The 12,930-nt window shown below is 40.8% G+C and carries 16 protein-coding genes; all 16 read left to right on the top strand.

From position 1 onward, the window contains the following. Positions 1-149: 149 nt before the first annotated feature. The 16 genes from BKH46_RS00860 to gmhA are packed head-to-tail and all read left to right on the top strand — an operon-like array spanning position 150 to position 12,925. Positions 150-2,282, top strand: coding sequence for a WD40 repeat domain-containing protein (locus BKH46_RS00860; RefSeq protein ID WP_143428891.1), 2,133 nt, complete (start codon positions 150-152; stop codon positions 2,280-2,282). A gap of 12 nt (positions 2,283-2,294) precedes the next feature. Continuing rightward, positions 2,295-2,696, top strand: a complete 402-nt coding sequence (gene hypA, locus BKH46_RS00855) for a hydrogenase/urease nickel incorporation protein HypA (protein WP_095224924.1) — start codon at positions 2,295-2,297, stop codon at positions 2,694-2,696. Further along, positions 2,686-3,285 carry a nickel-binding protein Mua gene (gene mua, locus BKH46_RS00850; protein ID WP_095224923.1) on the top strand — a complete coding sequence of 200 codons (600 nt, stop codon included), beginning with the start codon at positions 2,686-2,688 and terminating at the stop codon, positions 3,283-3,285. Before hypA ends, mua begins: the two co-directional genes overlap by 11 nt. Then, entirely contained in the window at positions 3,278-4,345 is a 1,068-nt protein-coding gene (gene lpxB / locus BKH46_RS00845) for a lipid-A-disaccharide synthase (RefSeq protein ID WP_095224922.1), read from the top strand. The genes mua and lpxB overlap by 8 nt, the downstream gene beginning before the upstream one ends. Before the next feature lie 46 nt (positions 4,346-4,391). Continuing rightward, positions 4,392-4,883, top strand: coding sequence for a transcription elongation factor GreA (greA, locus tag BKH46_RS00840; RefSeq protein WP_095225033.1), 492 nt, complete (start codon positions 4,392-4,394; stop codon positions 4,881-4,883). After that, a complete protein-coding gene (gene dut, locus BKH46_RS00835; protein ID WP_095224921.1) occupies positions 4,880-5,311 on the top strand; it encodes a dUTP diphosphatase in 432 nt (143 codons plus the stop codon). The genes greA and dut overlap by 4 nt, the downstream gene beginning before the upstream one ends. A gap of 42 nt (positions 5,312-5,353) precedes the next feature. Next, the gene (locus BKH46_RS00830; RefSeq protein ID WP_216358689.1) at positions 5,354-5,992 is read left to right on the top strand and encodes a hypothetical protein; all 639 of its coding nucleotides are present in this window, start codon (positions 5,354-5,356) and stop codon (positions 5,990-5,992) included. Then, entirely contained in the window at positions 5,989-7,017 is a 1,029-nt protein-coding gene (locus BKH46_RS00825) for a PQQ-like beta-propeller repeat protein (RefSeq protein WP_253248265.1), read from the top strand. Before BKH46_RS00830 ends, BKH46_RS00825 begins: the two co-directional genes overlap by 4 nt. Continuing rightward, positions 7,014-7,655: a type III pantothenate kinase gene (locus tag BKH46_RS00820; RefSeq protein WP_095224920.1), complete on the top strand. Its 642-nt coding sequence runs from the start codon at positions 7,014-7,016 to the stop codon at positions 7,653-7,655. The genes BKH46_RS00825 and BKH46_RS00820 overlap by 4 nt, the downstream gene beginning before the upstream one ends. Then, on the top strand, positions 7,652-8,266 hold the full coding sequence (gene hisG / locus BKH46_RS00815; protein ID WP_095224919.1) for an ATP phosphoribosyltransferase: 615 nt from the start codon (positions 7,652-7,654) through the stop codon (positions 8,264-8,266). Before BKH46_RS00820 ends, hisG begins: the two co-directional genes overlap by 4 nt. Then, positions 8,263-8,562 (top strand): hypothetical protein, encoded by a 300-nt coding sequence (locus tag BKH46_RS00810; protein ID WP_095224918.1) that lies wholly within the window; start codon positions 8,263-8,265, stop codon positions 8,560-8,562. Before hisG ends, BKH46_RS00810 begins: the two co-directional genes overlap by 4 nt. Next, entirely contained in the window at positions 8,562-9,389 is an 828-nt protein-coding gene (locus tag BKH46_RS00805; protein ID WP_095224917.1) for a sulfite exporter TauE/SafE family protein, read from the top strand. The genes BKH46_RS00810 and BKH46_RS00805 overlap by 1 nt, the downstream gene beginning before the upstream one ends. Continuing rightward, the gene (locus BKH46_RS00800) at positions 9,386-9,919 is read left to right on the top strand and encodes an HAD family hydrolase (RefSeq protein WP_095224916.1); all 534 of its coding nucleotides are present in this window, start codon (positions 9,386-9,388) and stop codon (positions 9,917-9,919) included. The genes BKH46_RS00805 and BKH46_RS00800 overlap by 4 nt, the downstream gene beginning before the upstream one ends. Before the next feature lies 1 nt (position 9,920). Continuing rightward, positions 9,921-10,919 carry an ADP-glyceromanno-heptose 6-epimerase gene (gene rfaD / locus BKH46_RS00795; RefSeq protein ID WP_095224915.1) on the top strand — a complete coding sequence of 333 codons (999 nt, stop codon included), beginning with the start codon at positions 9,921-9,923 and terminating at the stop codon, positions 10,917-10,919. Beyond that, positions 10,920-12,344 (top strand): D-glycero-beta-D-manno-heptose-7-phosphate kinase, encoded by a 1,425-nt coding sequence (gene rfaE1, locus BKH46_RS00790; protein WP_095224914.1) that lies wholly within the window; start codon positions 10,920-10,922, stop codon positions 12,342-12,344. Positions 12,345-12,352: 8 nt separating this feature from the next. Next, positions 12,353-12,925 carry a D-sedoheptulose 7-phosphate isomerase gene (gene gmhA / locus BKH46_RS00785; RefSeq protein ID WP_095224913.1) on the top strand — a complete coding sequence of 191 codons (573 nt, stop codon included), beginning with the start codon at positions 12,353-12,355 and terminating at the stop codon, positions 12,923-12,925. Positions 12,926-12,930: the final 5 nt, after the last annotated feature.

The following is a 12,930-nucleotide window of genomic DNA, read 5'->3' as shown; positions in this document are numbered from 1 at the left end:
TTACATATTTATGGGCAGAACCCGATAAATTATGTTATGATTATACACGATTTTAACCCTCAAAAGATAAAAAATCATAGTGGTGTGGTGGTATCTACCCAAAGAATCCAAAGTCTAAATAAAGTCTAAAAATTCAAACTGGAGCAATTGTGCTTAAGGTTCGGAATAAAATCAATCTGATTGTTAACGTGCTTGATATTGTCAGAGATGGTGAAGAATATCTGCTCGTTGATTGCAATTCAAGGATTTATCGCTTTTCTTTGAAAGATTTTATGTTTTCTTTTAGCAAATCAGTCGGACAAAACGACCCCATACACCACCATTATTCTAAAGCCATAACTTGCTCTTTAGACAGCTATATCCTTATCCCTAGAATCAAAAAGTCCATCAGCAATATCTACAAACTATCAAACAACCATCTCTTTTTGACAACGCGTCTAAAATGGCACCGCACAGATGTGAGCGTAGCAAAGTTTTCACAAGACTGCAAATATCTAGCCACAGGTGGGGAAGATGGGCGTGTATTTATCTATACCCACCCCAACCACAGATACACTACATTTTTACCCAGGCGCGCTGATTATATCTCAGCACTAGCCTTTAGCGAGCATTCTAAGCAGATCTGCTATGCTTCTTATGATATGAGCTTTGTGGTTTATGACTTAGAGAGGGATACAGAGATTTGGAGCGCTAAATCCCCTAGCGTGATTGAAGATATGGTGTTTTTTGATGGGGATACAAAGATTTTTTATGTTTGCAAAGATGGCGAAGTAGGGGTCTTTGATATCCAACAAAATAGCAACACCATCAAAGCCCATCTTTTAGCTTGGCCGACTAAAATCGTGCTTTCTGGAGCGCATATCTATATCGGTACACGCGAAAATATGCTCTATATCTACCATCTCCCAAGCCATACACTCAACCACCCTATCGAGCTTGCTTCAAAGGGCGTGGGCTGCTTGAAAATCTATGAAAATCTTTTATTCATCTGCTTTGTCAATGGCAATATCCAAATTATCGATAAACTCTATCAGATGGACGCGTTTTTAGCCCTTTTAGACCAAAATAATTTCAAGCAAGCCAAGGCCTTTGCAGAGGAGCATAATATCTTGCTTAAAACACTTGATGTCTATACTAAGGTCAAAAATACCACTTGGCCAGAGGCACTAAAGAGTGCAATTAAGTCATTAGTCAAAAGCCAAAGTCAAGGTATTCCTGATATCGCACTCCCTTATCTTGAAGACTTGCAAAAAGCAGAAGAAATCAAAAAATACATCGCAGAAAGATCTTCGATTGCAAAGTTTTTGAGTGCTTTTGAAAGCCGCGATTATTATTTGGCGTGCAAAATCGCTAATGACCACCCTTGTATCAAAGACCTCCAAGAATATGAAAAAATCAATGAATACTTTGAAAAAATCTGCAATATTTCTAATTATCTGGTGTTTTCTGACCCGAATACAGGCAAAGAAAAATTTTCCATCTTAGCAGAACCTTTCAAAGATATTCCGGATAAAAAGCCCATTGTCACGACTATTTTAGGGAATTGGGAGCAGTATCTGATTATAGAACGTTATGCGAAAAAAAGGGATTTTGCTAATTATTTTAACGCCTTAAAGCCATATCCATTTCTCAAAAAAAGCCGAACATATCAAAAAATGTTCTTGATATGTGAAAATATCGCCCATCAAACCCAAAGCGCTATCGCAAACAAAGACTACCCCCAAGCACAAGAATATCTCAAGCTCCTAGCAGGGGTAGAGCCTTTTGTGGAGTTTGTATCCAAGAGTCAAAACTATATCAATAACATTGAGCTATTCCTCTCACAATACCAAAGCAAAAACTACACTGAATGCTATAAAATACTTGATAAATACCCAGAAATACGCACTTCTGAAGAGGCGATCACGCTTTATAAAGAAACTTCCCAAGTCTTTGCAGAAGCCAAAAGTATCGCACAAAAGGGCGATGTAGGCAAGACATATCAAAAGATACAAAATTTTCTCTCGATTGCCTTTTGGAAAAACAAAGTCGATATCACAATGAAAATAGCCTATTTGTATGAGATGTTTGAGGCCTTTGAGAGTGGGGTGGAGGGTGTGGATTGGTCAAAAAGTATCGGTGAATATGTCTTGAGATATGGGCGTGATGATGAGATCAAAAACTTTTGCAATCCAGAGCCTGAGCTACAAAAAATCTTAGAAAATATCAGCGTCCAACCATCAAATGAGCAATCCCTTGCAAATATTAAGCATATACAAAGTATTATTTTCAAAAAGAACTAAAAGGTCAAGGCGATGCACGAATATTCAGTAGTTTCCTCTCTCTTGCAGCTTTGCGAAGAGCACGTCCATAAAAACAACGCTTCTAGGGTTGAAAAAATTGTCGTGGGTATTGGCGAGAGGAGTGGCATGGATAAAAGCTTGTTTATCAGTGCTTTTGAAACTTTTAGAGAAGAATCCCCCGTATGCAAAGACGCTATTTTAGAAATCATAGAAGAAAAGGTGGAGCTAGAGTGCAAGGACTGCCATACGCGTTTTTCTCCCCAAGGTATTGAATATGGCATCTGTCCAGAGTGCAAAGGCAGCCATATTGAAATCATCAAAGGGCGTCAAATGCACCTATTGACCCTAGAGATGATAGGAGATGATGGGAGTGATGGAGATGAGGGCAATGGAGAAGAAGGCGATGGAAGATAGACATATTTTTCAAGAATTTATCCAAAAAAGCTCTGAAATCAAGGAAAGCTGGGAGCTTGTAGAGCTCTTTGAAGCAGAAAGAGAGCGATTCAAGCAAGAAAGCCAAGCCTATAAACAAGAAATCGAGCAGTCAAAAAAGACCCTCAAAGACTTGCGTGCCCAAATCACCCAACTCAAAGCAATCATCAAGAAATTTGAAGATATCCAGTCCCAAAAAATCGAAGCCATCAAGCAAGTCAATCAAGAGCTTTTCAAATACAAAATCAAAAAAAATATTTCTGCCCTCCATTATGAAAAATCCCAACTCTTGAGTAAAAAAGATGAAATCCTCCCTAAGCCCCTAGAAACCATCGACATCTATCTCAAAGACGGCTCGACAGCCAAGGCCAAGCCAACAAAAAAGGTCTTTTCTGATACATTGTATAGAAAATATCGCGTTGTTTTAAAAGAAAATAAAGCCCTCAAAGACCAAATGCTAGGTCTTGAGCTAGAAAATGCAAAACTCAAAATCGAACTGCGCGATTTCCATACTGAAGACATACTCAATACCCAACAATCCCTCCAACCCCCTAAGGACACTAATGCCTAAAATCCTTGTCAGTGCCCTTGAGCCTAGCTCTAACCTCCATCTCAAAGAACTCAAAAAACATCTAAGCAATATCGAATTTATCGGGATTTTTCAAAAAGACTTAGGCGAGCCGCTCTATGACCCAAGTATGTTTTCTGTGATGGGCTTTGGCGATGTTTTGGGGAAAATAAGGTTTTTTTATCGCACAAATAAAGCAATGGCACAATTGGCCCTGCAAGCTGATATGGTGCTTTTGATGGACGCGTCTTCTTTTAATATTCCTCTAGCAAAAGCTATCAAACATCTTGTGCCCCATAAGCCCATTATTTATTATATCTTGCCCCAAGTATGGGCGTGGAAAAGCTGGCGTGCGCAAAAAATCGAACGCTATTGCGATAGACTCGGGGCGATTCTGCCTTTTGAGGTAGGGTTTTATCACTCTAAGGCCTCTTATGTTGGCCACCCTTTGCTTGATGAAATCTCTTGTTACAAGCAAAGCCCGCAAGGAGATGGGATTGCCTTTATGCCCGGTAGCAGAAGAAGTGAAATCAAAAAGATATTTCCTATTTTTGTCCAAACTGCCAAAGCCCTCCAAGGCAAAAAAAAGACACTCATTGTCCCCAAATCCTTTGAGGGAGCTGATTTGAAAGCGATATATGGAGCGGGTTTAGAAGAGTTTGCTATTTCTTTTGATACCCATCAAAGCCTCTATGAAGCTGAATTTGCCTTTATCTGCAGTGGGACAGCCACACTAGAGGCCACACTCATTGGCACGCCTTTTGTGCTGGGTTATCGAGCAAAGGCCATAGACTTTATGATTGCAAGAGCCTTTGTCAAGCTCTCTTGTATCGGGCTGGCAAATATTTTTTATCAAGCGCTCAATGGCGAAGAAGCAGGCAAGGGCAAAACCCGATTGCACCAAGAATTGATCCAAGAAGCGCTCAATCCCCAAAATCTCCTCCAATGCTACTACCAAACAGACAGAGAGAAATTTTTATGCGAGGCGGGTAAAATTAGGGAATATTTGCAATATGGCAGTGCCAAAAATATTGCCAAATGGATAGCTTTAACATTAAATTAACTTCAGATTTTATATGATTGTGTTTTTAGTTGAGGAGATCAGTGAAATGAACAAGGAACCAATGAGTGCATACGGATATGAAAAAATCTGTTCAGAATTAAAAAATCTCAAAGAAATCGAACGCCCCAATATTGTCAAAGAGATCGATATTGCCAGAGGGCATGGGGATTTAAAAGAAAATGCTGAATACCACGCAGCAAAGGAAAAGCAGCTTTTTATCGAAGCAAGAATCAATGACTTGACCCAGATATTAAGCAACGCCCAAGTCATCGACCCAGCGACACTCACGCACAACAAAGTCAGCTTTGGCAGCTCTGTAGAGATTGTCAATCTCGATAACGACAAAAAATTCTCCTACACCATAGTAGGCAGCACTGAGAGCGACCCCTCAAGAGGATTGATTTCATTTGCTTCTCCCATCGCTAAAAGCCTTATCGGCAAAGAAGAGGGTGATGAAGTGACAATTAGCTTGCCCTCTGGAGAGAGTGATTTTGAAATTTTAAAAGTTTTTTATCAAAAGATAGAGTTTGAAAAATGAAAATACAAATCAAAAAACTCCACCCAAAAGCCCAAATCCCAAAATACCAGACCCAAGGGGCAGCGGGCTTTGACTTGTGTGCTTTAAAAGATTATGTGCTTGAGGCAGGGAAAAGTGCTCTGATCCAAACAGGGCTTGCTATATCGATACCTGAAGGTTATGAACTCCAGATAAGACCTAGAAGTGGGCTAGCGCTCAAGCACGGCGTGAGCGTTTTGAACGCACCAGGGACGATTGATAGCGATTATAGAGGTGAAATCATGGTGCTTTTAATCAACCATTCAGATGTTGATTTTACAATTTCAAGCAAAGATCGTATCGCGCAAGGGGTCATCAACAAGGTCTATCAAGCCGATTTTATCGAAACCCAAGAGCTGGATACTACCTTGAGAGGGGAAGGTGGGTTTGGTAGTAGCGGGAAACAATAATTAGATAGAAATTAGACACAATCAATCATTTTAGGAGTGACAATGGGCATTAAAAACAATATCAAGCAAGTCCAAGAAGAATTCAGAGGCGATGAGAAGCTTTTAGAGAGTGCTTTCAAGTTAGAGCGGCTGTATCGCAAATACAAATATGTGCTATGGGTGATTGTGCTGGTCTTGTTGGCTTGGTTTGGCTATAGCAAGTTTGCAGCATACCAACAACAAAAACAAGCCCAAAAGACCACAGCTATCTATAATGAAGTCTTAAAAAGCCCTGAAAATCAAGCCTTGCTCGATGAACTCAAAAAAAGCTCACCAGATTTGTATGATCTCTACACTTACGCACAAGCTCTGCAAAATGGCGACCAAAAGGCACTTTTAGCACTCAAAGATTCTCAAAACCCCATCATCAAAGACCTTGCGACCTATCAGTATGCTTCTTATACACAAAATCTCACCGAGCTAGAAAAGCTCAACACCACTCCAATGAAAGATTTTGCTATCTTGCAAGAAGCGTATTTGCTTTATACAAAAAATCAAATCCCGCAAGCAAAATCCCTCCTAGACCAGATTGATAGGACTTCTTCTGTGTATCAAATCGCTGCTATTTTGAAACATTATGGAGTCTTTGAAGCACAAAATACCACCCCCAAAGCCCAACTCCCCACAGAGGTTTCCCAGTGATCCATATCAAAAGTATCTATTTTGCATTTGCTTTAGCAGTGTTTTTTGTTGGCTGTGGTTCTAAAAAATATTTCGAGCCCCCTATCACTAATGGCACTTTGAAGTTTGACCACAAGCTTCAAGATAAAATCGTGAGTGCCAATCGCTTTGGCGCAGTTTTGGATAATGGAAGTGTTATCGACGCTAATGGTCTTACCTATCTGAAAATCAATCAACAATCGACATTTTTAAACGAAACACAAGATTATTATATTATCGCCCAAGACTGCCACCATTTAGAGCTTATCAACAAAACCACGCAACAATCTACAATCCTCACTCTCCCTACTTGCCCCTTAGGAGCCTCGACTAAAGGGGATTTGCTCGCTCTTGTTTTAGCAGATAATTCCACAAATATCTATAGTATCAAGACACAAGAAGCGCTGTTTTCGCAAAAAGGCAGCCCAAGTATTGCGATCAATTCCCTAGTGGCTGCTCCGGTTTTTTTAGACACTTTGGTTGTCTTCCCCACGCTTGATGGGCGGCTTTTGGTTGTGGATACTAAGAGTTACACGCCTGCAAGAAATATCATCATCAACAGCGAAAAGTTTTTTAACAATATCATTTATTTGGTTATAGATGATGAAAGTATGTTTGCAGCTACAAGCAAAAGGCTTGTTTCTATCATCTCAGGCCAAGAGTTTAGCTATGATGCTGATATCCGTGATGTCTTGTATCAAAAGCCTTATTTGTATGTTTTGACCCTTGAGGGGCAGATTATCCAGCTCGATAAGACGCTCCGAGAGCTCAATAAAATCAAACTACCTTTTGCCACGCTCAATACCATTGTCATCACAGATAACAAGCTCCATACTATCGAGAATAGGGGCTATTTGATTGAAGTCGATACGATAAACTTTGCTTATAAAGTCTTTGAAGTCAAGGGCGCTTTGGGGCGCATGAAGCTTGATAAACTCAATTTCTATGACAAGCACAGGATTTATTATGATAAATATTATTTTGACTTTTCTAAAGAGGGAAAATGATACTCTGTGATATTGGCAATACTTATGTCCATTTTTATGACAAACGCAAAATCTGGAAAAACAAACCCGAAGCCATAGACAAAAAAGAATTGCACGCAGATATTTACTACATCAGTGTCAATCCCACCAACGAACAAAAGCTCATCGCAGCACACAAAAATTCCTATAATATCGCTAAAATTATTGACTTTGACACTCCTTATATGGGGCTAGGGATCGATAGAAAAGCAGCTTGCTTGGGGATAGATGATGGTGTGATTGTTGATGCTGGGAGTGCGATCACTATTGATGTGATGTGTCAAGGCAAACATCAAGGCGGCTATATTTTACCAGGTCTAGCAGGCTATGGCCATATATTTGAACAGATTTCAACTGCCCTCAAACTCCCCATAAACTTTGCTACCCCCCTAGACACACTGCCCCTTGATACCCAATCGGCTATGAGTTTTGGCGTCCTTAAAAGCATTATACTTTGTATCCAAGACACCATCAAAGACCAAAAAGCCTACTTCACAGGTGGTGATGGGAAATTTTTATCAAAGTTTTTCCCCAAATCAGTTTATAATGAAATGCTTGTTTTCAATGGTATGCAAATCTCGATTGATCAAGCACTCAAATACCACAAGGAGCAGAAATGATCACGGTTGCTTTGCCTAAAGGGAGGATTGCTGATGAAACTTTGGATTTGTTTGGCAAGATATTCCAAGAGAATTTTAGCTTCCAAGACAGAAAGCTCATTTTAGAGCACATGGGGTTTAGATTTTTGCTCGTGCGCAATCAAGATGTTCCCACCTATGTCTATCATCAAGCTGCTGATATTGGTGTGGTAGGGCGAGATGTCTTAGAAGAACACGAGCTAGACCTTATCTGGCTACTCAATCTAGGGATAGGCAAATGCAAGGTTGTAGTGGGCTCTAGCGTGGGTAAAGGCATTGATTATCGCAAACCTCGTATCAAAATCGCTACAAAAATGCCCCGTATCACTATCAGGCATTTTTCTCAAAAAGCTATCGCTGTTGATGTCATCAAGCTTTATGGCTCTATCGAGCTAGCACCATTAGTAGAGCTCTCTGATGGGATTGTAGATATTGTCCAAACGGGCGCTACGATGAAGCAAAATAACCTAAAAGTCGATGAAGTGATTATGGATTCGAGTGCTTATTTGATTGCAAACAAAAATAGCTTTTATGCCAAAAAGCAAGCAATTCTTGATTTGCAATCCCAATTCCAAGCCTTGATACAGCAATGAAAAAGCTCATTTGCTGCCTCCTATCTCTCCAATCTCTGCTTTTAGGGCAGTGGCAAATGTTTAGCGATAAGACCGATACTTATATCTACAATACAGACACAGGAGAAATCTATATCCGCTATCGGAGCAACAAAAAAAACTATGAAGATGTGTTTGTCAAAATGCCCAAAGGAGTCATACCTCAAGATTCAAAACATATCACTTCGCCCACAACACCCAAGCAAAATGACACAGCACTTGAGGCAATCAAAAAGGCAAATGAAATGCTCAATCATTCTATAGAGGGAGGTATGTGATGGATACAATCGGATTATTGCTTTCAGTGTTTGTTATCGCGTTTCCTATGGCTTTGAGCCATTGTGTGGGTATGTGTGGGGGGATAGTCATCGCTTATACACACGGCAAAATCCACCCCAATGCTAGCAACTCCTATCAAGCCCTATGCCATATCCTTTATAGTCTAGGGAGGATCACTTCTTATATGATTATCGGGGCTATCAGCGCTTTAATTGGCAATGGTATCAGCGCATCGATGCAGACAAAAGGTATTTTGTTTATCGTTGTGGGGGCGCTTTTGATTGTGTTTGCTTGCCTTTATGTGTTTTTCCCTAAGGTCATTACCTTTTTAGAGCCCTCAATCTCTAAGAATTCTCAAAACATCTTTTCGCGCTCTTTTCATAACACATTTGCGTGGTTGATGGGCTCAAAGAATCTTTTTAGCTTCTGGGGATTAGGGGTTTTAAATGGATTTTTGCCTTGTGGTATGGTCTATTATTTTGCCCTGAGTGCTGCGCTTGCTAGCAATGTGCTGATGGGAGCAGTGATGATGGGAGTATTTGGATTGGCGACTTTTTTGCCAATGTTTGTGCTGGGCTTTATCACAGGTAAAATTTTGACATCAACTTTCAGGAGCTTTTTTATGAAAATATCTTTTGTGCTCATGCTCTGCTTTGGCGGGTATGGCATTTATAAGGGGATTTCAATGCTTGAGGGCAAAGCAATGGGAGGACACTCAATGGGAGGACATTCGATGGGTGGGCACTCAATGCCAATGCACTCGACCCAACCCCATACGCCCCATACCCACTCGATGGGAGCTGATGATTCTGGAGTGAGGCAATGAAGGCAGTCTTTTTTGATAGAGATGGCATTGTCAATGAAGATTTTGGCTATGTCTGCGAGCCCAAAGAATTTATTTTTATGGAGGATATTTTTGAATTACTGAAATTTTGCAAAGAAAAGGGCTTTTTGCTGATCCTCATCACCAATCAATCAGGCATTGGCAGAGGGTATTACACATTAGAGGATTTCAAAGAAGTCACACAATATATGCAAAAAGGACTCAAAAAAAAGCTAAAATTTGCTTTTGACAGCATTTATTTTTGCCCCCACAACCCAGCTGATGCTTGCTTGTGCCGCAAACCAAATATTGGCATGATCCAAAAAGCCCAAAAAGATTACGCACTCAATCTCCAAGAGTGTTTTATCATTGGAGATAAGCCTACAGATATGCAAGCAGGGCAGGCAAGCGGGATTGGTAATAAAATTTTTTTGAAAAACACCGATGAGGGGGTGATGGGGATTGAAAATCTCCATATTGTTTTTTCACTCAAACAAGCCCTAGAAGTCATGAAACATTTAGTAGGAGAATAATATGCGCTATATCGAAAACACACTCAAAGGCAAAACGATTTTAATCACAGGTGGAGCAGGCTTTATCGGGAGCAATCTAGCGTTTTATTTTCAAGAAAATCACCCTGAGAGCCGTGTGGTTGTGTTTGATAAATTTCGCAATGAGGGCACTTCTTCTAGTGGCAATCCAACTTCTTTGGGGCATTTTAAAAACCTCATTGGTTTTAAGGGCGAAGTGATTGTAGGAGATATCAATCGTATCGAGGATTTAGAAGATATTGCTGCATTGAATTTTGATTATATTTTCCATCAAGCAGCGATTTCTGATACAACCATCAGCGATCAAGAGCTAGTCATGCGCACCAATCACGAGGCCTTTTTGAACCTCTTACATATCGCTTCAGAAAAAAACGCCACCGTTATCTATGCCTCTTCAGCAGGGACTTATGGCAACACAAGCGCACCCAATAGTGTGGGCGTGGGCGAAAACCCTGAAAATATCTATGGATTTTCCAAACTCCGCATGGACGAGAGCGTCCGAAGAATACTCCAAGACAACCCCAAAGCGCCCATCATCGGCTTGCGGTATTTCAATGTCTATGGAGAAAGAGAATTTTATAAAGGCAAAACAGCCTCAATGATTCTCCAGCTTGGCTTGCAAGCCCTTAGGGATAAAAAAGTCAGGCTTTTTGCTTCAGGAGAGCAAAGACGAGATTTTGTCTATATCCAAGATGTGATCCAAGCCAATATCAAAGCCCTAGAGGTCAAAAAAGGTGGGATTTATAATGTCGGCTATGGTGAGAGTCGGAGCTTTAATGATATTGTTTGTTGCCTCAAAAATGAGTTGGGGGATTTTGCAGTCGAATATATCCACAATCCCTATGCATTTTTCCAAACACACACACAAGCTGATATCCAAGAAACCATGACTGATTTGGGCTATCAACCTCGCTATAACCTAGAATCAGGAATCAAAAGCTATATAGAAACAATCAGAGAAATCCACAATAGGAGCAAATAAATGTTTGGGCTTGAAGATAAAACCCCCTCTATTTTAGTGGTGGGGGATTTGATGATCGACCATTATATCTGGGGGAAGTGTGAGCGCATATCGCCTGAAGCCCCCGTGCAGATAGCAGAAGTCAAAGATGAGAGCAATCGCTTAGGTGGGGCGTGCAATGTTGCTAATAATCTCATTTCACTGGGTGCAAAGGTAAGCATATGTGGTGTAATCGGTGATGATGACACGGGCAGATGGCTTGTGGGTAGTTTGGATTCTTTGGGAATTGATATCGATAATGTTTTTGTCCTCCCCCATCGCCCCACAACCAAAAAAACACGGATCGTTGTATCCAATCAGCAAGTCTTGCGTATCGATAGAGAAGACAAAAATACCATTTCTGACCAAATCGCTGCTGAAATGATAGAAAAAATCGAAAACAAAATTTCAGATTTTGATTGCGTGATTTTGTCTGATTATAACAAAGGCGTGCTGAGTGCAACGCTCACTAAAAGCCTTATCAAGCTTGCAAGGAGCGAAAATAAGCCCATTTTGTGCGACCCTAAGGGCAAGGATTATCAGAAATATCAAGGTGCGACCTTACTCACGCCCAATAAAAGCGAAGCCCAGCAAGCTAGCAAAATTGATATCACTGATGACCAAACGCTCCATAAGACCTTAAAATTTTTCAAAGACCAATACAAGCTAGCCATCTCGCTCATCACTTTGAGTGAAGATGGGATTGCCTTGCTTGATGGGCACAATCAGCTCATCAAAATCCCCACGATCGCCAAAGAAGTCTATGATGTCACAGGGGCGGGGGACACAGTGATTGCTGCGCTGGGCTTTGGGCTATCTAGCGGGCTAGATATTTATCGGGCTTGTGAATTTGCTAATGCAGCAGCAGCTGTTGTGGTGGGTAAGGTGGGGAGCGCTACGGTGAGTTATGCAGAGATTATCCAATACATGCACGCGAGGAATCAATCTGATTGCAATGATAAAATCCTAACAAAAGCGACACTCCTAAACATACTCCAATCTCTCAAAGACAAAAAGATTATATTCACCAATGGTTGCTTTGATATCTTGCATAAAGGGCATATTTTTTATCTCCAGCAAGCCAAAAATTTAGGCGATATTCTCATTGTAGGGCTCAATAGCGACCAATCAGTCCAAAGACTCAAAGGCGCTCAAAGACCTATCAATCCCCAAGATGATAGGGCTTTTGTGCTTGCAGGGCTAGAGAGCGTGGATTTTGTCGTGATTTTTGATGAGGATACGCCCGAAGAACTCATCAAAGCCATCAGTCCTGATATTTTGGTAAAAGGCAAGGATTATGAGGGCAAGCCCATAGCAGGAACAAAATATGCTAAGGAACTCAGATTGATTGAATTTGTCGATGGCAAATCAACGACAAATATTCTCAAAAAAGTCAAGTCATTATAGGAGGCAATATGAGAAAGTGGATAGAAGGTGAATTTTTAGCACACATAGAAACGGCAAAAAAAACCCTAGAGCTCTTAAGTGGAGATATACAAAAAGTAGCCACGCTCTTGAGCGATACACTCTCAAGAGGCAATAAAATCTTATTTTGTGGGAATGGTGGGAGTGCTGCTGATGCGCAACACTTCGCAGCTGAACTCTCAGGGCGCTATAAAAAAGAGCGTCAAGCACTCGCAGGGATTGCTATCACCACCGATACTTCAGCACTCACAGCTATCGGAAATGACTATGGCTATGAATATGTATTTTCTCGACAAGTCGAAGCGCTTGCTAGAGCAGGCGATGTGGTCTTTGGGATTTCAACAAGTGGGAACTCACAAAATGTCATCAAAGCCTTTGAAGCGGGCAAAAAAATAGGCTGTCAGAATATCGGTCTTTCTGGGCGCGATGGAGGGCTGATGTCAGATGTTTGCACACACAATCTCATTATCCCGAGCTCAGATACCCCGCGTATCCAAGAAATGCATATTTTAGTGATCCATATTCTTTGTGATAGGATTGAATCAGCTTGTAAAATGGCTTGATTTTC

It is taken from the genome of Helicobacter sp. 12S02634-8, from assembly GCF_002272865.1.
Taxonomy (GTDB): domain Bacteria; phylum Campylobacterota; class Campylobacteria; order Campylobacterales; family Helicobacteraceae; genus Helicobacter_J.
The sequence above is the reverse complement of the archived record's forward strand: the minus strand, read 5'-3'. Positions and strand labels throughout refer to the sequence as shown.